This window comes from Alteromonas sp. a30 (assembly GCF_026788005.1).
Taxonomy (GTDB): Bacteria; Pseudomonadota; Gammaproteobacteria; order Enterobacterales; family Alteromonadaceae; genus Paraneptunicella.
Genome location: NZ_JABEPE010000013.1, coordinates 54,534 through 71,884, shown reverse-complemented (window position 1 = coordinate 71,884; position 17,351 = coordinate 54,534). Strand labels below are relative to the sequence as shown.

Sequence of the window (17,351 nt, the reverse complement as noted above, 5' to 3'; positions counted from 1 at the left end):
TAACGCTAACCGCCAATCATTGCTAAATGCTTAGTCGCCCCCGTGATCCCTTGGTCTAGCCAGTGGCCTGAGGCTTTATCTTGCAACAGCCGTTTTAATTCAGTCTGTAATCCGGCAACATCTTCACTGCGCATAAAGGGACGTAAATCTAAGCCTTTTTCGGCAAATAAACACAAGTGTAATTGCCCCAATGATGAAATACGCAAGCGATTGCAGCTTTCGCAGAAGCCTTTACTGTAGGGCATGATAAGCCCAATCTTACCTAGATAATCTGGATGTTGAAATTCTTGGGCAGGACCGGCTGTTGATTCTTTTAAGACGCGCGTCCAACCTTGACTAAGCAGTTTGTCTTTTAGTGATTGACCAGACTGATGCTGCACATTGAATAAGGAAAGGTTATCGCCGGTTTGCATCAACTCAATAAAACGAACACTAATGGATTTATGTTTTATCCAGTCTAAAAAGCGCTGGAAACCCTCTCCTTTTACTTGGTCCATCAACACCGAGTTCACCTTGACGGGCAAACCTGCTTTGTTAGCAATTTCAATACCTTGCAATATGGTGTCTAACTTGTCGTGACCGGTGATGCTTTCAAATAAGCGGGGGTCTAGGCTATCTACACTGACGTTTAACGAGGTCAACCCTGCGTCAATCCAAGATTGAATCTGCTGCGGCAATTTATAACCATTGGTTGTAATCGCGACCTGCTCAATGCCTGTGGTATTGGCAACGGTTTCTATAATTTGCGGCAAATCTTTTCGTAAAGACGGCTCGCCGCCAGTAATGCGGACTTTTTTGGTTCCTAGCTGCGAGAAGGCAGCTACCGTGGTTTTTATTTCGGGTAGGCTAAGAAAGTCCCGTGAAGATTCACACTGGTAACCATCGGGTAAACAATAATGACATCGGAAGTTACAGACATCTGTGATGGAAAGGCGAAGATAACTGAATCGTCGCCCGTAACGATCTTCAAGCATCAGACTGAGTTTTACCTCGTTTTGGGACTGCAATTCTATTAAGAACGGTAATGCCTGCTTTTTATCTCAAACAGGCACTGGCAATCGCTTGGATTTTACCAACAATGGCTTTCAAACCATTACCGCGTGTTGGACTAATATGGCGCTCTAAATCAAGCTGAGCAAAGTAATCATCTATATCAAAGTCGATGATTTCTTGTGCTGTTTTTTTATCATACGCAGCTAAGACTAGCACCAGTAACCCTTTGACAATAATGGCATCGCTATCAACAAGGAAGCTTAATTTGTCACCTTCTTTGTTTACTTCTAACCATACATTGCTTTGGCAGCCTTTTACCAGACGTTCTGGTGTGTGCAGCTCTTCGGGGAAAGTTGGCAGGGTTTTGCCTAAATCAATAATGTATTTGTATCTTTCTTCCCACGAATCAAAAAAATCGAGATCTTCTAAGATTTGGTCGGTATTGGGTAAACTCATTGCTTGCTCTTTTAGTTAGAAAAATAGGCCCGCTTCTAACTGGGCTTCTTCCGACATCATGTCTTTTGACCAAGGTGGATCAAACACTAAATCCACGGTGACATCTTCAACGTTAGGCACTTTTTTCACACGATATTTCACATCGCTGACTAAAACCGGTCCCATGCCGCACCCCGGAGCAGTAAGTGTCATTTTCACCGATACTTTTTGGCTCGCTTGGTCAATCTCCACTTGATACACCAACCCTAGCGAGACAATACTTATTGGTATTTCAGGGTCGTAGATGCTATCCAACGCTTGCCAAACCTGCTCTTCCAAAATGCCTTCGTGACCTTGATTGGTGAAGCTGAAAGTGTCCTGTTTTAAACCAAGCGCATCCGCATCGGTGCCATCGATACGCAACATATTGCCCATCCATGTTACCGTGTAATTGCCCCCAAGCGCCTGATTAATGGTCACAAATTGCCCTTCGGGAATACTGGTGTGCTCACCAGAAGGCACGCGACGCGCTGGGCATTCGCGCGTCGTTACCAACATTTTTTTTGCGTTACCTAAACTCATCCGACGTTAAAGCTCTCACCGCAACCACATTCACTGACTACGTTGGGATTGTTAAAGCGAATTTCGCCATTAATCCCTTGTACAACGTAATCAATTTCTGTGTCTTTGACTAATTCTGTGGCGTCGGCTGCAACAAGCAGGGTTAAGCCACCATCAAGCATCACTTCCACATCACCCTCTTTGCCTCGTTCCACAGGATCAAGTACATAGGCATAGCCGGAACAGCCACTCACTTTGGTGCTTAAACGTACATACTTTGCGTCACCAGATAAAATTTTATGGAAATGCGCCAGTGCAGCGTCTGTTACCGTGACTAAAGGTGAATCAGAACGCGCCGCTGCGCTTGGATCAAAAGTAGCTACTGTCATTATTCCACCTCAACTCTGCTATTCACACCTTACATTAACATCATTTGGACTTTTTTCAGCCCGCTAAATAGTGCATCGATTTCCTCTAGCGTATTGTAGATGGAAAATGATGCTCTCACCGTACCCGGTACATTAAGACGCTGCATCAAAGGCTGCGCACAATGATCGCCCGTACGCACGGCAATGCCCTGCTTATCAAGTAAAAAGCCCACATCCGAAGGATGACTTCCCGTCAAGTTAAAGCTGAGTACGCCAATTTTGTTTTTTGCTCTGCTGACCAGCTCTAAGCCTTCAAACGCGAGTGCTTGCTCGGTCGCCACACTCATTAATTGTTTTTCATGAGCTTGCAAGGCGCTTATATCAAGTTGAGTAAACCAGTCTACCGCAGCGCCAAAACCAACCACACCAGCAATATGAGGCGTACCGGCTTCTAAACGGTTAGGTAATTCGCCCCATGTTGCATCTTGATAAGTAACGGTTGCAATCATTTCTCCACCGGTTTGCCATACTGGCCAATCGGCTAAAATTTCTGCTTTGCCCCACAATACCCCAACACCTGTTGGCGCAAAAAGCTTGTGACCAGAAAATGCGTAAAAGTCGCAATCTAAAGCTTGTACATCAACGCCGCCATGAGCAACGCCTTGCGCGCCATCTATTAAAATACGTGCGTTTGGTGCTTTTTGGCGAATCATCGGAATTAGGGTTTCAATAGGATTTACCGTGCCTAATGCGTTAGAAACGTGGGGCATCGCCACCATTTTTGTGGAGGTGGATAGCAAAGACTCAAAATGCGCGATATCGAGTTCTGTATCATCGGTGATCCGCGCCACGTTCAATTTTGCCCCAGCGCCTTTACTGACTTGCTGCCATGTAACGAGGTTGGCGTGGTGTTCCATTTCTGTCACCACGATTTCATCTTGCGATGATAATAGCTGTTGCAAGCCATGGGCTACAATATTAATGGCCTCAGTTGTTCCACTCGTCCAAATGACTTCTTTTCTATCGTTCGCATGGATAAACTGAGCAACGCTATCACGCGAAGCTTCATATAATCGCGTCGACTCATCAGCCAAAGTATGCACCCCTCGATGCACATTAGAATTATGATTCACATAATAAGAAGTGATAGCTTCTATCACTGCTTGCGGCTTTTGTGTAGTTGCCGCGTTGTCTAAATAAATAAGGGGTTTACCCTCTATAGTGCGTTTTAGAATGGGAAAGCTTTCTCTTAACGCCAGCACGTCGAAACTCATTATTCCCCCATTTCAGCAAAACGCTGCTGTAAAATCGGTCTTAGCCATTCGGATAATGCTTCGTTTGACATTTCATCGACTAAGGCATTAATGAAACCATAGTTCAACATCACTAAAGCGTGCTCTTTTGAAACGCCACGAGAGCGCAGATAATACAGTGACGCGTCATCTAACTGAGCAACGGTTGCGCCGTGCGCACAACGTACATCATCAGCGTAAATTTCAAGCTCTGGCTTAGTGTTAATTTGAGCAGTATCGGTTAACAATAAGTTGCGATTATTAAGCTCTGCCAAGGTTTTTTGCGCATCGCGGTGAATGTGAATGCGGCCATTAAACGTCGCTTTACCTTTGCCGCCAGCGATACCGCGTACATTTTCAAGACTGGTACAATTTGGCACTTCGTGTTCAATCGTGGAATGTAAGTCGAATTGCTCGTTTCCATCAACTAAATACACCGCATTTAGCTTGGCATCAGCAAATTCACCTTTGTGTAAAATATCAATATCAGTGCGTGACAATTCACTACCAAAACCTACAAAAGTGCTGTTCAATTTAGCCTTCGACTGTAATGAAAAATGGCAACCGCCAGCGGACATGGCTTTTTGGCTTTGCAACTGAAAACGGTAATGCTCTAACTTGGCATTAGGCGCAATAAAATATTCCGAGAACCCATTAGTAAATGACGAGTTTGAATCGGCCATAAACACTTCAACAATAGCCGCTTTGGCTTTTTCACCAAGGCGCACTAGCACTCGGCTCTGCCCTTCTTTGCCTTCGCTCGCTTGATGCAAAATTTTAATAGGCGTGTTGATATTAGCCTCGGCGACAACATCAATCACAATCACATCATTTGCCAAAACATCGTTTACTAAACCGAAGATATGTTTCTGCGGCTTCGCCTGTCCGAAATGCTCTGCCACCCAACTGGGTACTTCACCCAACTGAGACAAGGTGTTAATGGTCATGCCTGTTGGCACTTTTAGTGCGCTAATGTCAGTTTGAATATGACCATCTTGAATGATGATGTTGAGGCCATCTAAGGCTTGCAAACGAGTAAACTGTTGCGATTCTGCTAACGCCGCTGGCTGTGAGCTGTCGAAGTGACAGTTTTCAAGCGCTTTCAATGAAGTGTACTTCCACGCTTCCGTTTTGCGCGTTGGCCATGGCGTTTGTTGCAATTGCGCTAACGAAGCTGCTTTTAACGATGATAAGGCATCGGATGCTTGCTCAACGCTTGATACCGCTCGGTTTAGCGCATTTTCAAACCAAGCGTTCATTAAGCCTCTCCGTCTTCAGAATAGGTTTCTAACCAAGCATAACCTGCTGATTCTAATTCATGCGCTAACGATGCATCGCCGCTACGTACAATTTTACCTTCAGATAAAACGTGTACAAAATCCGGTTTAATGTAGTCGAGTAAGCGTTGGTAATGGGTAACAACAATAAAGCTGCGAGAATCATCTCTTTGGCTGTTTACACCTTCCGCAACCACTTTTAATGCGTCAATATCAAGGCCCGAATCGGACTCATCCAAAATGCAAACTTTTGGCTCGAGCAACAACATTTGCATAATTTCGTTGCGCTTTTTCTCTCCACCGGAAAAACCTTCGTTTACACCACGCTTTAAGAATGCCAAAGGTAAGTTCACTTGCGCGCACGCCGCCTTTGCTTTTTTCAGAAAATCGGCACTGCTGAGCTCTTCTTCACCATTTGCCTTACGTTTGGCATCAACCGCGGCTTTCATAAACTCAAGATTACTTACGCCGGGAATTTCGGTTGGATACTGAAACGCTAAAAACAGCCCTTCTCTGGCTCTTTCTTCTGGCTCCATATCCAATAAATCTTGACCGTTAAACGTCACGCTCCCCGAATCAACCTCGTACCCTTCACGGCCCGATAACACGTAACCTAATGTGCTTTTACCTGCACCATTTGGCCCCATAATGGCGTGAACTTCACCGGGTTTTACGGTTAGGTTCAATCCTTTAAGGATGTTTTTTTCTTCGACGCTTGCCTGTAATTGACTGATTTCTAACATTATTGATTCCTGCGGTGAATGACCCGGGTCTAGCCCACTGAGCCTTCAAGGCTGATTTCAAGTAGTTTGCCGGCTTCTACCGCAAACTCCATTGGAAGTTCTTTGAACACTTCTTTACAAAAGCCATTTACAATCATGGAGACCGCTTTTTCAGGGTCCAATCCACGTTGCAAACATAAAAACATTTGCTCATCACTCACTTTCGATGTGGTGGCTTCATGTTCTACGATGGCAGAAGGGTTTCGGCTTTCGACATAAGGGAATGTGTGTGCGCCACATTGGTCCCCAATGAGCAATGAATCGCATTGAGTAAAGTTTCTCGCCCCTTGAGCGGTGCTGTGCATTTGTACCAAACCACGATAGCTATTATTACTTCTTCCGGCGGAAATCCCTTTAGAAATAATGGTCGACTTAGTATTTTTGCCTAAATGCACCATTTTGGTTCCGGTGTCGGCTTGTTGTTTACCACGCGTTAATGCCACGGAGTAAAATTCACCGATACTGTTGTCGCCTTTTAATATGCAACTAGGGTATTTCCACGTAACTGCTGAGCCGGTTTCAACCTGTGTCCAAGAAATTTTGGCGTTGGTATGACAAATACCACGCTTAGTCACGAAGTTGTAAATACCACCTTTGCCTTCTTCATCGCCCGGATACCAGTTTTGTACCGTAGAATACTTAATTTCTGCGTTATCTAGCGCGACTAATTCAACCACGGCTGCATGAAGTTGGTTTTCATCACGTTGAGGTGCCGTACAACCTTCTAAATAGCTGACATAGCTGCCTTCATCGGCAACAATTAGGGTACGCTCAAATTGACCCGTGTTTTGTTCATTAATACGGAAGTATGTGGAAAGCTCCATCGGGCAACGTGTACCTTTTGGAATATAAACAAAAGAACCATCGGTGAAGACTGCACAATTTAAAGCCGCAAAATAGTTGTCATGTTGCGGTACGACTTTACCTAGATATTTTTTCACTAAGTCAGGGTATTTGTGAACAGCTTCTGAAATAGGGCAAAAGATAACGCCCGCTTCTTCGAGCTTTTCTTTAAAGGTGGTAACAACGGATACCGAGTCGAATACGGCATCTACCGCCACACCCGCAAGCATTTGCTGTTCATACAAAGGAATGCCAAGTTTTTCGTAGGTTTCAAGCAAAGCGGGATCGACTTCATCCAAGGACTTGGGTTTGTCGGCCATGCTTTTAGGTGCAGAGTAATAAGAAATGGCTTGATAATCGATTTTAGGATAATCAACGTGAGCCCAATCTGGCTCTTCCATTTTTTGCCAAATTTGGAATGCTTTTAAGCGCCATTCTAACATCCACTCTGGTTCGTTTTTCATCGCTGAAATGCGACGGACGACATCTTCGTCTAGACCGGGAGCGAAGGTTTCTGATTCAATTTCTGAAATGAAACCCGCTTCATATTCTCGGTTTAATGCACTTTCAATTTGGTCTGTCATGATGCCTACTCAAATGAATTCTGTCTTAATCGATTGCTTTTGAAAAAGAATCGGGGCAATTCAAACAAGTCAAATATGGCTCAAGCAACGACATAAAAACACTTATCATCCAGATATAAGAGCCACACTGCGCCCGAATGGAAGCAATGTTAAATTACTTGAGTGTTTTACTCAAGTATTTACCTGACAAAAATAGTCAAGTATTCAGTACCAATCATTTTCCAACAGAAAAGGACGTGAAAATCTGTCCGAATAGTTGACCTTAATTAGCGTTTGAATTGCTCGCGTTAATCGGCGCGGATACTACTACAAACAGCAGATAAACTCTAATTTTTGTCTTGTCTGTGTGATTATTCAGAGCTTGGCTCTTGCTACTCATGAAAATTTTAGTGACACTGCCCGCTCTTTTTACAAGGGAGCGAATATCACCTTATGAATATGACCTCATGTAACGTACCGGGACTACTTCCCGTAGAGCAAGCCATTCAAACCCAATTAAATGCCATTAATCCCATAACTGCTCATGAAAATATCGCGTTAGACAACGCTTTAAATCGTGTATTAGCGGTGGATATCACTTCCCCAATGAATGTTCCACCGATCAATAACTCCAGTATGGACGGTTACGCGCTGGCCTTTGCGGATGTGGATGGCAAAACCGACTCACTAACATTAACTTGCGTGGGCGAGTCTCTTGCGGGCCATCCATTCAACGGTATCGTAGACAAAGGGCAATGTGTTCGCATCATGACAGGCGCTGTAATTCCTGAAGGCACAGACACCGTAGTCATGCAAGAAAATACACAAAAACATCCCAATGACAATTCTATTATATTTAACGTACCGCCATCGCGTGAAGGACAAAGCGTTAGACACATTGGTGAAGATATAAAACAAGGCCAAACCGTGCTAACACAGGGCACGCGACTTACCGCCGCGCATTTGTCTATGCTTGCCTCTATTGGCGTTGCCCATGTTGATGTCTTCAGAAAACTCAAAGTTGCAGTACTCGTAACCGGTGATGAATTGACCCCTCCCGGAGAACCACTAAAAGCCGGTGCTATATATGAAAGCAACCGAGTTGGCCTAGTGTCGATGTTACACAAATTGAACATTGATGTGCTGGATTTAGGCATTATTCCCGATACGCTGAATGCCATAAAGCAAGCATTTACAAGGGCTGTTCAAGAATGCGACTGGATTATTTCCTCTGGCGGCGTTTCGGTGGGTGATGCAGATTACGTCAAAGTGGTTTTGGATGAACTTGGTTCCATTGGCTTTTGGAAAGTCGCCATTAAACCCGGAAAACCCTATGCGTTTGGGAAACTTAGCGTGACTAATTCAAAAAATAGCTTCTTTTCTGGCTTACCGGGCAACCCAGTGTCGTCCTTTGTAACTTTTCATCAATTAGTTGTGCCTGCACTTCGTAAGCTCAGTGGAGAAGTGTATACTCCCCCGCCCTTGCTTCAAGCCAAAAGTGTAACGCCGTTTAAAAAGCAAGCGGGAAGAGCCGATTATCAGCGTGGACGCTATTGTGTTGATGAAACAGGTAAACTCTGCGTTGAAGGTCCGAGTAAACAGGCATCAAATATGATGATGAGTTTTTTTAACGCCAATTGTTACGTGGTGTTAGAACAAGAGCGTGCATCAGTCGATATAGGCGAAACCGTGCGTATTTTGCCTTTTGATCCTATCTTGCAATAACTGGATTAGTAGTACCCAAATTAATGTATTCATTCTCTGAAATTAAAACCCTTGCCAAGCTTGCTTGGCCTTTGTTGATCGCGCAAGTAACCCAAACGCTAATGGGCGTTTCCGATACCGTCATGGCAGGTCATGCATCGGCAACGGATATGGCAGCAGTTGCCGTCGGCGCCAGCCTCATGTTTCCCTGTATGATTTTCTTACAAGGTGTGATTATGGCGTTACCGCCCATTATTTCGCGGTTACATGGCAAGGGAGAGACTCATGCTATCATTAACACTGGGCATCAGGCATTTTGGCTTTCTATCGGCTTAAGTTTGCCCTTTTTTGTGTTGTCGTTTTACACACCAGAAATGATTGCGTTAATTCCCATGGAAGAAGCGCTTCGTCACATTACCTCAGATTACTTACGCTATGTATTTGCAGGGTTTCCTGCTTTTGTTTTTTACCAAGTGCTGCGCCAGTACGGCGAAGGCTTATCCGTTACCAAGCCCAGTATGTTAATAATGTTTATCGGCTTGCTTGTAAATATTCCTGCCAACTATATTTTTATTAATGGCCACCTTGGCCTACCAGCGCTCGGCGGTGCGGGCTGTGGTATTGCCACCACATTAGTGTATTGTGCCATGTTGATTGCAACCTGGCTTTACTGCAAATACGCAAAGAAAATGGCTGACTACCCGTTTTTCGCCCATTTTCATGGACCTCAATGGCCTGAAATGAAAAAACTGTTAAAACTTGGTGTGCCTACCGCTTTCACTTTATTATTTGAGGTGACACTATTTACCGTTGTAGCGGTTTTACTGGCGCGATATGGCACAAAGGTAGTCGCATCGCACCAAATTGCCCTCAGTATTAGCTCTGTGTTTTTCATGCTGCCATTTAGTGTTGGTATGGCAAGTACCATTCGAATTGGTTATTTGCTGGGACGCGACCAACCCGATACCGCGAAATCCTCCGTTAACAATGCGCTGATTTTGTCCGTTTCCATTGCCGCGATAAATGCCGTGTTTTGTTATGGTTTCCGTTATGAACTTTCCTCTTTGTACAGTATTGATAAAGCGGTAATAGAGATGGCAAGTAGCTTAATGTTACTGGCTGCATTGTTTCAGTTTTCCGATGCCATTCAGATTGTTGCGGGTTGCGCTTTACGCGGATACAAAGATGCTAAGGCCATGTTTTATCTGAGCTTTGTATCCTATTGGGTACTTGGTTTAAGCACAGGATTAACCTTAGCTATGACAGATTGGATTGTACCTGCTATGCAAGCAAAGGGGTTTTGGATAGGCTTTATTGTGGGGTTGACGGCGGCGGCTATCGTGCTGATAATCCGCCTACGTTATGTCCAAAAGCGCCCACTACCAGCGCACTAATTTTGAACTTCCATTTTTGAGAGGAGCACTCATTACCACGTAATCACGAATTTTCCGCAGCTGTCGTTATTCGCCATACGTTCATGAGCAATAGCGACGTCACTCACTGAAAACACAGTATCGATACAGGTATCCAGCTTGCCTGCTGCCAGAAGCGGTAAATACTTATCAGTAAAATGCCGCACTAATCGGGCTTTATATTCATGGCTTCGATTTCTTAGGGTTGTCCCTATCACAGAAGCGCGTTTTCCGAGCAACAATGCATTATCGAAATTCTCCACAAAACGCCCGCCAAGCATAGCCAGATGAATGATTTTACCATCCATATTAAGCAATTTTAGGTTTTTATTGGTGTACTCACCTGCCACCATATCCATGATCACATCCACACCATGCCACTTAGTCTTTAGCGTTTGGTAAAAATCATCTTGCGTGTAAAGAATCGTCATGTCAGCGCCTAAGTTACGGCACTTGTCGGCTTTCTTTTCAGATGAAACCGTGACCGCAACCTGAGCGCCAGTTTGTTTAGCTAGTTGAATAGCAGCTAAACCCACACCGCTTGCACCGGCATGAATTAATACCTTCTGCTCGGGTTGTAAATCGGCTATCCAATCTAATACCTGAAACGCGGTGAGAAAAACCTCTGGAAATGCCGCCCCTTGTTCAAAATGCATTGATTCTGGCAATGGCATGAGTAACTCGGCGTGAATAGCAACATGGGTTGCGTACCCGCCTCCCGCTATCATGGCACAAACCTTATCACCTAGATTCCAGCCCGAAACCTTTTCACCAAGCGCGATAATCTCACCACTCACTTCCATACCTAAGATCGGGCTAGCATCAGCAGGTGGTGGATACTTTCCCGCTTTTTGCAGTAAATCGGCGCGGTTAACACCAAACGCCTTCACTTGAACTAATACCTCTTGCGGTGAAAGAGTTGGCAACGTTTGCGTTTTAATATTTAAAGACGATTGTTGATAATCAATGTATCGCATCGTTTGCGTCATATGCTCACACTTTTCCCTAATTCATATGAATAATTTCAACACCAATAACGTAGGTAGTGTCATCTTGCTTAATACAACGAACCACTTTCACTTCTGCGGATAACGATGCGATTTGCGCGTTAGTTGATTCAATTGCCACTTCTAGTTCCTGCTCTAGTTCAACCGCCTCTTCAATTTCAAATGACATGCCGACTGCGCTGATGTCTTTGCACACAGCGGTTAACACCTTGGGTGAGTCCTGATTTTTTATTTTTAGCTCACAGGGCGAATTCATAATCATTCTGAAATAAGCGCGTTTATCGTCGTAACCTAGCATGTTTAACCCCTCATTAATGGCATTGCATTATTTTAGTTTTTAATAGGTAATGTTTTGGTATGAACTACAACTGCTCCAAGTAATTCTCAATACGTTTTACAGAAATCGGCATTTTGGTTCCAAGTTGCTGCGCATACAACGACACCCGCAGCTCTTCTATCATCCACCGAACTTCTTCAAGCTCAGGGTTGCGGCGCCCTTTTGCCTGATTTTTCTTGAGTGTTTCATAACGACTCAAGACTTTCTCAATATTCAATTGGTGGCTTCTGTCTTTTGTTGGGTCCACCGGTAGTTTTTCCAAACGCTTAGCCAGCCCTTGAATATAACGTCGCCAGTCTTTCAAACGGGATACTCCAAAATCCGTTATAAACCCTTGATAAACAAGGCTGGAAAGGTGCGATTTTAAATCGTTAAACGCCGACACCATATCGAAAGTCACTTTTCCTTTTAGCTTTTTACTAATGGCATGGGCATCGGTTAAGCCGCCTTCCACCTGTTTCGCCACATCCAACACCAACTCATTAAGTTCGCCCGCAATCGTTTTTACCACGGAATCGAACTGCGCTTTTTCCCGGATATCCAAATCATGCGTTTGCAGGTAATCATCGATAACCGCTTCAATGCAATCATCAATCAACATTTTTACCTGTCCGAATGGATTAAAATATAGTCCAAGTTTGGCTTTGTTGGGGAGTTTGTCTTGCAAGTAACTAATTGGCGAGGGCAATTGCTTCATAATTAAGCTACGCACACCTTGAATATGAGCCTGTGCTGCATCATCCTGATTCGGGAATAAACGCACATTGACCTTCTTACCTTCTTTCACTAAAGCTGGGTAACTCACCAGTTCAAATCCCGCCGTTTTGCTAGTCCACTGTTTTGGTAAGTCGTCAATGGTCCACTGGTTGAGATCATCTTTTTCGATGCTATCTTGGCTTGAGGTATCGATTTGCGCTTTGAATTTATCTTTCAAGCGAGTTTGCAATTCATGTAAATCGCGGCTTTGCTGAATCAACTTATTGTCGCCATCTAAGACTTTGAAATTAAACTTCAAGTGATCAGGCAAGCTTTCGACCTTCCACTGCTCTGCATCAATTTCAATGCCTGTCATACGAAACAATTTCAGCGTTAACGCGGCGATAAAATCGCCATCTTGAGGTGAAATATCATTTAACACTGCATTGGCGTAATCAGGTGCGGGAACAAAGTTGCGTCGGTATTGCTTAGGCAAAGATTTAATCAAGGTGACGATAAGCTCATGACGCAAACCGGGCACGAGCCAATCAAAGCCTTCATCTTGAACTTGATTCAGCACGGGTAACGGAATTAACAAGCTAACGCCGTCGTCTTTTGCACCGGGATTGAATTGGTAATCCAGCGGTAAACTGATGTTACCTTGGGACCAAAAATTCGGATATTGGGATTCACCAACATTGGACGCCCCAGCCTTTTGTAAAGCTTCTGGGTCAAAACGCCATGCCTTTTCTTCAGCTTTGGCTAAATTGCGCCAGTATTTTTTGAATCCAGCTTCAGTACAAATTGTTTTCGGCAATAACGCATCGTAAAAGGCTTCCAGCTCTTCATCTTCAACCAGAATGTCTTTGCGTCTAGCCTTGTCTTCCATTTTTTCAATATCAGAAACCAATTCATGATTATGCTTTAAAAAGCCGTGATCGAGCTTGGTTTCACCGTGAATTAAGGCTTCACGAATGAATAATTCGCGACTAATAACGGGGTCGATGTCGGAGTACAGCACATGACGATTGGCAACAATGGGTAATCCATATAAGGAGATGGAACACAGCGCTTTCGCTGCTCCCGCTTTTTTGCTCCAATACGGTTCGGTGTAATGCGCCTTGCTCAAGTGTGCGCCGGGTTTTTCAAGCCATGTAGGTTGGATAACGGCGACCACTCGCGCAAACAGTTTGCTGGTTTCTACTAATTCTGCTGCCATTACCCATTTTGGGGTGCGCTTTGATAACCCCGAGCCCGGGAAAATAGCAAATTTGATATTTCGAGCGCCGTTGTATTCTTTGTCCTGATTAAGTTGACCGATATGCGACAGTAGCCCGGGAATGAGCGATTGATGGATTTTCTCGTAATCCGCTATTTCACTATTTAAACGCATTTCCATTTCGGCGGCTGAACGGCGTAACTGACTGAAAATATCCTGCCATTCGCGAACCCGTAGATAATTTAAAAAGTGTTGTTGGCACCATTTCCTAAATTGATTATTTGATAAAGCTTTTTGCTGCTCTCGGACATCATTCCATAAGTTTACAAACGCTAAGAAGTCGGAATCTTTGTCTTTCCATTCTTCATGGGCGGCATCGGCTTGCTGTTGTTTTTCACGCGGACGCTCTTTTGGATCTTGAATACTCAGCGCTGAAACTATCACCATGACTTCTTGCAAACAGTCGTATTCGCTCGCGGCAATCACCATTCTGGCGTAGCGGGGATCTATCGGTAAACGCACCATTTTTCGACCATGAGGCGTTAATCGCCATTGGCCTTGCTGTTTTTTGATCGCCTGTAACTCTTGCAGTAACTTGATACCATCGTTTACGTTGCGCGAGTCCGGTGCTTGCACAAATGGGAATTGACTAATGTCGCCCAACCCCAACGCCATCATTTGCAGCACAACCGAGGCTAAATTAGTACGAAGGATTTCAGGGTCGGTAAATTCAGGTCGAGATAAGTAATCGTCTTCATCATACAGGCGAATGCAGATCCCGTCGGACAAACGTCCACAACGCCCTGCTCTTTGATTTGCGCTCGCTTGCGATACTGGCTCAATTGGCAATCGCTGCACTTTGCTGCGCACGCTATAACGGGATATTCTGGCTGTGCCGGGATCGATAACATAGCGAATGCCGGGAACTGTAAGTGAGGTTTCTGCCACGTTGGTTGCAAGCACAATTCGGCGCGCTGAATGCCCTTGAAATATCTTGTTTTGCTCAGAAGCAGAAAGGCGTGCGTAAAGCGGCAAAATTTCTGTGTGTTTTAATTGGGCTCGCTTTAGAAATTCAGCCGTGTCGCGAATTTCTCGCTCACCGCTTAAAAACACCAAAATATCGCCACGAGCTTCACTATCTAGTTCGTGTACCGCGTTTAAAATCCCCTGAACTTGTTCAACCACCTCACCATCATCTTGCAAAAGTGGCCGATAGCGCACCTCAACCGGATAAGTGCGCCCACTCACTTGTACAATCGGAGCATCGCTAAAATGTTCAGAGAAACGTTCTGGATCGATGGTTGCCGAGGTTATGATCACTTTTAAATCTTTACGCTTTGACAAAAGCTGCTTCAAATAACCAAGGATAAAATCGATATTCAAGCTGCGCTCATGGGCTTCATCGATGATAAGTGTGTCGTATTTACTTAAAAAGCGATCTTCTTGAATTTCTGCGAGTAAAATCCCATCCGTCATGAGTTTTACCAAGGATTCACTTTGGCTTTGGTCGCTAAAACGTACTTTAAAACCCACTTGCTGGCCAAGCGGTACTTGCAGCTCCTCAGCTATCCGCGCTGCTACGCTTCTGGCTGCCAAACGACGCGGCTGCGTGTGCCCAATAACACCGGCTACGCCTTGCCCTGCTTCTAAGCAAATTTTAGGAAGCTGAGTGGTTTTTCCAGAGCCAGTTTCACCAGCAATAATCACTACCTGATTTTTTTGAATAAGTTCAATTAGCTCCTGTTTCATATCGGAAACAGGCAACTCAGGATATTCGATTTTGGGGATGGACTGCGACCGAGCAGCGCATTGTGAAGCCGATGCTTCGTAAGCCTGAATAAGCTTTTCGATTTGTTGCTGCTTGTTTTTTGCCTTGCTATTTGGCCCGAGCCTACGCAGCATTTGACGCAAACGGTGCCGGTCTTGGGTTAAACAGCGGGAAAGATCCATACTGTGCTCCGAAATATGGATACTGCTCGGAGCACGATTTGAAGATGACGGTGTATTCAAGAATTCGATTCGCTTACTAATGCTAGTTTGCGTCCGATCCTATTGAATTTTCAATGCTTGGTAAAGCGAGGCGTGCATTCGGTTATGCTAATCATGAACGCGATAACCGTCGTGCAGTTGTAAATCGATGGCTTTTAAAATATGCGTTCGGTTGATATAACCAAGCAATAAGCCATCATCGTCGATAACCGGAAAAGATAACACGCATTCGGAAACAATCCGCTGAGCAGTTTCCACAATAGAGTCGTAAGGCTTAACTGACTTTACATTGGTTTGCATGATTTCCCCCACTTTCGCCACTTGCTCGCGATAATAACTGGACTCAATCATTTTATTTAAGCAATCCTGCTCGGATAAAAAGCCGATTACTTTTTTGTTGTCATCGACCACTGCGCCACCAGATTGACGATGATGAATGAGCATTTCGACCGCCTCTGCTACAGGCATGTCAATATGAAATAAAACGGGGTGTGTTTGCATGTATTCTTTAACTTTTAACGATTCCATGCGGCTTCTCCTCTTTATCTTTTCAATGGCTAAAGTCGTTGTGCTTAAGTCTCAACAGATGACTGATAATATGAAACAGGTATTTAGATGGATCACAACGCCTGTTAACTGCTTAGAATTTATGATGCCTTCTATTAAAAAGATAAACGTTACTGGCGTCCTTGCCTAATATTATTAAAAAAGAAAATGCGATGTTGCGTATTGTTCGCGACGCAATAAACACAACGAATTACTTATAAATACCAATGTACTTTTCGCCTTTTGCATTAATGCTTGCGCGGTACATACCCTCAGTATTGAAGGGCAAAGCTACGTGACCTTTGGCATCAAGAACAATAACGCCACCGCTACCGCCTGCATTTTTCAATACATCGTTAATCACTTCATTAGACGCTGCCTTAATACTTTTCCCAGAGTATTTAACACGCGCACAAATATCGGCTGCCACGTTATAACGAATGAAAAATTCACCATGACCGGTTGCTGAAACCGCACAGCTTTCGTTATTGGCGTAAGTTCCTGCGCCAATAATCGGAGAATCACCCACGCGACCATATTGTTTTAAGGTCATACCTCCAGTGGAGGTGCCAGCCGCAATATTGCCTTCGCTATCTAAAGCAACAGCACCCACGGTTCCATATTTGTAATCGGGCCACTGTGACCAAAAGGCTTGTTTATCTTGCTCATGTTTGGTTTTCGCTTTTTGCCAAGCTTCGTAACGGAATTGAGTGTCAAACATACGGTTGTCGGCGAACTTAATACCACGGGTTGCCGCAAATTCTTCCGCGCCCTCCCCGGTTAACAATACATGGCGAGAATGGCTAAGCACTTGTGCGGCAAGTTGAATCGGATTTTTAATGCGTTTCACGCCTGCAATGGCGCCAGCTTGAAGTGTGCGTCCATCCATAATAGAAGCGTCTAATTCGTGTTCGCCGTTGAAGGTATAAACAGCGCCAACTCCAGCATTAAATAACGGAGAGTTTTCCAAAATCGTGATAGCCGTTTGCACTGCTTCAATGCTGCTCTTGCCTTGCTCTAACGCCTGATAGCCTGCACTTAACGCTTCGTCGAGCTTTGCCCTTATCTTGGCTTCTTTTTCGTCACTTAAATTGGCTTTCGTGATGGTTCCCGCGCCGCCATGAATAGCGATAGCAATAGGTGCTTCATCCTTGTTTTCCATGTTAGTTTCAGCCATTGCTGAATGGGTAAATAGAAACACACCCAACACACAGGTTATTAAACGGATCATATTAAAAGTCTCTTAATGCAGAAAATGAAGATGGAATAATACGAATGTAAAAAGCAGAAAGTAAACGCTTGTGTGAAGTAATGAGATGAAACGTAG

15 protein-coding genes are annotated in these 17,351 nt (G+C 44.3%); 2 read left to right on the top strand and 13 right to left on the bottom strand.

Features of this window, described 5'->3' with window-relative positions:
• Positions 1–5 precede the first annotated feature (5 nt).
• From moaA to sufB, 8 genes are all read right to left on the bottom strand, one after another.
• Positions 6–974 (bottom strand): GTP 3',8-cyclase MoaA, encoded by a 969-nt coding sequence (moaA, locus tag HJG39_RS13355; RefSeq protein WP_268409792.1) that lies wholly within the window; start codon positions 972–974, stop codon positions 6–8.
• A gap of 61 nt (positions 975–1,035) precedes the next feature.
• Positions 1,036–1,449, bottom strand: coding sequence for a SufE family protein (locus tag HJG39_RS13350; protein WP_268409790.1), 414 nt, complete (start codon positions 1,447–1,449; stop codon positions 1,036–1,038).
• A 15-nt stretch (positions 1,450–1,464) separates the two neighbouring features.
• Positions 1,465–1,986, bottom strand: a complete 522-nt coding sequence (sufT, locus tag HJG39_RS13345; protein ID WP_268409788.1) for a putative Fe-S cluster assembly protein SufT — start codon at positions 1,984–1,986, stop codon at positions 1,465–1,467.
• A gap of 20 nt (positions 1,987–2,006) precedes the next feature.
• Positions 2,007–2,378, bottom strand: coding sequence for a HesB/IscA family protein (locus HJG39_RS13340; protein ID WP_268409786.1), 372 nt, complete (start codon positions 2,376–2,378; stop codon positions 2,007–2,009).
• A 29-nt stretch (positions 2,379–2,407) separates the two neighbouring features.
• On the bottom strand, positions 2,408–3,631 hold the full coding sequence (locus tag HJG39_RS13335) for an aminotransferase class V-fold PLP-dependent enzyme (protein WP_268409784.1): 1,224 nt from the start codon (positions 3,629–3,631) through the stop codon (positions 2,408–2,410).
• Positions 3,631–4,908 (bottom strand): Fe-S cluster assembly protein SufD, encoded by a 1,278-nt coding sequence (sufD, locus tag HJG39_RS13330; RefSeq protein ID WP_268409782.1) that lies wholly within the window; start codon positions 4,906–4,908, stop codon positions 3,631–3,633. Before sufD ends, HJG39_RS13335 begins: the two co-directional genes overlap by 1 nt.
• The gene (gene sufC / locus HJG39_RS13325) at positions 4,908–5,660 is read right to left on the bottom strand and encodes a Fe-S cluster assembly ATPase SufC (protein ID WP_442781027.1); all 753 of its coding nucleotides are present in this window, start codon (positions 5,658–5,660) and stop codon (positions 4,908–4,910) included. Before sufC ends, sufD begins: the two co-directional genes overlap by 1 nt.
• 38 nt (positions 5,661–5,698) lie before the next feature.
• On the bottom strand, positions 5,699–7,135 hold the full coding sequence (sufB, locus tag HJG39_RS13320) for a Fe-S cluster assembly protein SufB (protein ID WP_268409779.1): 1,437 nt from the start codon (positions 7,133–7,135) through the stop codon (positions 5,699–5,701).
• 438 nt (positions 7,136–7,573) lie between these two features.
• Between sufB and moeA the strand changes: the two genes are divergently transcribed.
• Entirely contained in the window at positions 7,574–8,839 is a 1,266-nt protein-coding gene (gene moeA, locus HJG39_RS13315; RefSeq protein WP_268409877.1) for a molybdopterin molybdotransferase MoeA, read from the top strand.
• Positions 8,840–8,862: 23 nt separating this feature from the next.
• Entirely contained in the window at positions 8,863–10,212 is a 1,350-nt protein-coding gene (locus tag HJG39_RS13310; protein ID WP_268409778.1) for an MATE family efflux transporter, read from the top strand.
• Between the two features lie 32 nt (positions 10,213–10,244).
• On the opposite strand, the gene HJG39_RS13305 is transcribed toward HJG39_RS13310, so the two are convergent.
• The 5 genes from HJG39_RS13305 to HJG39_RS13285 all read right to left on the bottom strand — a co-directional run bounded on the left by HJG39_RS13305 (position 10,245) and on the right by HJG39_RS13285 (position 17,255).
• Positions 10,245–11,219, bottom strand: a complete 975-nt coding sequence (locus HJG39_RS13305) for an NAD(P)H-quinone oxidoreductase (protein WP_268409776.1) — start codon at positions 11,217–11,219, stop codon at positions 10,245–10,247.
• Between the two features lie 16 nt (positions 11,220–11,235).
• Positions 11,236–11,535: a PilZ domain-containing protein gene (locus HJG39_RS13300; protein WP_268409775.1), complete on the bottom strand. Its 300-nt coding sequence runs from the start codon at positions 11,533–11,535 to the stop codon at positions 11,236–11,238.
• A 64-nt stretch (positions 11,536–11,599) separates the two neighbouring features.
• Positions 11,600–15,439, bottom strand: a complete 3,840-nt coding sequence (gene hrpA, locus HJG39_RS13295; RefSeq protein ID WP_268409774.1) for an ATP-dependent RNA helicase HrpA — start codon at positions 15,437–15,439, stop codon at positions 11,600–11,602.
• Between the two features lie 147 nt (positions 15,440–15,586).
• Positions 15,587–16,006, bottom strand: a complete 420-nt coding sequence (locus HJG39_RS13290; protein ID WP_268409773.1) for a CBS domain-containing protein — start codon at positions 16,004–16,006, stop codon at positions 15,587–15,589.
• A 229-nt stretch (positions 16,007–16,235) separates the two neighbouring features.
• On the bottom strand, positions 16,236–17,255 hold the full coding sequence (locus tag HJG39_RS13285) for an isoaspartyl peptidase/L-asparaginase family protein (protein ID WP_442781026.1): 1,020 nt from the start codon (positions 17,253–17,255) through the stop codon (positions 16,236–16,238).
• Positions 17,256–17,351: the final 96 nt, after the last annotated feature.

Coding starts and splice junctions, on each gene's coding strand:
- moaA (WP_268409792.1), bottom strand. CDS start 974: ATGCTTGAAGATCGTTACGGGCGACGATTCAGTTATCTTCGCCTTTCC.
- HJG39_RS13350 (WP_268409790.1), bottom strand. CDS start 1,449: ATGAGTTTACCCAATACCGACCAAATCTTAGAAGATCTCGATTTTTTT.
- sufT (WP_268409788.1), bottom strand. CDS start 1,986: ATGTTGGTAACGACGCGCGAATGCCCAGCGCGTCGCGTGCCTTCTGGT.
- HJG39_RS13340 (WP_268409786.1), bottom strand. CDS start 2,378: ATGACAGTAGCTACTTTTGATCCAAGCGCAGCGGCGCGTTCTGATTCA.
- HJG39_RS13335 (WP_268409784.1), bottom strand. CDS start 3,631: ATGAGTTTCGACGTGCTGGCGTTAAGAGAAAGCTTTCCCATTCTAAAA.
- sufD (WP_268409782.1), bottom strand. CDS start 4,908: ATGAACGCTTGGTTTGAAAATGCGCTAAACCGAGCGGTATCAAGCGTT.
- sufB (WP_268409779.1), bottom strand. CDS start 7,135: ATGACAGACCAAATTGAAAGTGCATTAAACCGAGAATATGAAGCGGGT.
- moeA (WP_268409877.1), top strand. CDS start 7,574: ATGACCTCATGTAACGTACCGGGACTACTTCCCGTAGAGCAAGCCATT.
- HJG39_RS13310 (WP_268409778.1), top strand. CDS start 8,863: ATGTATTCATTCTCTGAAATTAAAACCCTTGCCAAGCTTGCTTGGCCT.
- HJG39_RS13305 (WP_268409776.1), bottom strand. CDS start 11,219: ATGACGCAAACGATGCGATACATTGATTATCAACAATCGTCTTTAAAT.
- HJG39_RS13300 (WP_268409775.1), bottom strand. CDS start 11,535: ATGCTAGGTTACGACGATAAACGCGCTTATTTCAGAATGATTATGAAT.
- hrpA (WP_268409774.1), bottom strand. CDS start 15,439: ATGGATCTTTCCCGCTGTTTAACCCAAGACCGGCACCGTTTGCGTCAA.
- HJG39_RS13290 (WP_268409773.1), bottom strand. CDS start 16,006: ATGGAATCGTTAAAAGTTAAAGAATACATGCAAACACACCCCGTTTTA.
- HJG39_RS13285 (WP_442781026.1), bottom strand. CDS start 17,255: ATGATCCGTTTAATAACCTGTGTGTTGGGTGTGTTTCTATTTACCCAT.